This window comes from Novosphingobium sp. KN65.2, assembly GCF_001368935.1.
In the GTDB taxonomy this organism is placed as follows: domain Bacteria; phylum Pseudomonadota; class Alphaproteobacteria; order Sphingomonadales; family Sphingomonadaceae; genus Novosphingobium; species Novosphingobium mathurense.
Genome location: NZ_CCBH010000121.1, coordinates 1 through 1,167 on the forward strand (window position 1 = coordinate 1; position 1,167 = coordinate 1,167).

Below are 1,167 nucleotides of genomic sequence, written 5' to 3' on the forward strand. Positions count from 1 at the left end.
ACCCTTCATGGAATGATGGCCGGCACGGCGGCCCCCCGCCCGGTCGTTCATCGCACGCGCGGCAGCGGACATGGTTCGATCGTCCGGCTGATGAGCCCGTCCGATCTGGGCCGCTATCTGAAGCCCTTCGTGTTCCTCGACCTGTTTGCAGGCGACATGCGGCAGCTTTCCGCCGCCATGCCGCTGCATCCCCATTCGGGCATCGCGACCGTCACCGTCTTCACCGAAGGGGACGTGACCTATGACGATCCGCAGGCGGGCACCGGCACGCTGGCCTTCGGCGGCGTGGAATGGATGCGCGCGGGCGGCGGCGTCTGGCACGGGAAGGAACTGTCCGCCGGACGCTCGGCGCTGATGCAGGGCTTCCAGCTCTGGATCGCCCTGCCGCCCGAACTGGAGAACGGACCGGTCGACAGCCAATATATAGAGGCGGACCATATGCCCATGGCCGGCCCCGCTTATGTGATCCTGGGCCGACACGCGGGCGCGCAGAGCCCGGTCCGCGCGCCTGACGGGATCACCTATCTGCTGGTCCGCCTGCAAGCCGGGGAAAGCTGGACCTACGCACCGCCCCCCGGCCATTCGCTCGCTTGGGCGGCGGTAGCGAAGGGCGGTCTTTCCGGCTCCGCCCCGATAGCGCAGGGCGAGATGGCGCTGTTCGAGCCGGGAGAGGAGGCGATCACGCTCCAGGCGGGCGATGCGGGCGCGATCTTCGTCCTGGGGTCCGCACGGCCGCATCCCCATCCGCTTCACCTCGGTTCCTATTCGGTGCACACGACAGCCGCCGCCCTTGCGGAGGGCGAAGGGCGGATCGCGGAGATCGCCCAGCGGCTGAGGCAGGAGGGCCCTGCAAGGACGGCATCGGGAAGCGTGCCGGTCTTCCGCTAGAGCGATTTCCAGACGATCGGAACCCGCCAAGGCCGCGGGTTTCGATGAGACCCAGGGGCCGAAAGCATCACCGGGCCCGGTTCCGGATCAATTCCTCCACAATGGCCGGCTCGGCCAGCGTCGATATGTCCCCCAGCGCCTGGGGCGACACCTCGCCCTCCGCGATCTTGCGCAGGATGCGGCGCATGATCTTGCCCGAACGGGTCTTGGGCAGGCCGGGGGCAAACTGGATCACGTCGGGCGTCGCGATCGGCCCGATCTCGCTGCGCACCCATTTCA

1 protein-coding gene and 1 pseudogene are annotated in these 1,167 nt (G+C 68.4%); one reads left to right on the top strand and one right to left on the bottom strand.

Features of this window, described 5'->3' with window-relative positions; translation table 11 throughout:
* Positions 1–888, top strand: an 888-nt coding sequence (locus tag SPHV1_RS04300; RefSeq protein WP_197277640.1) for a pirin family protein, incomplete at its 5' end; no start/stop codon positions are given.
* 67 nt (positions 889–955) lie between these two features.
* Here the strand turns inward: SPHV1_RS04300 and SPHV1_RS04305 are convergent.
* Positions 956–1,167 (bottom strand): annotated as a pseudogene (locus tag SPHV1_RS04305) (acetyl-coenzyme A synthetase); the annotation flags it as partial.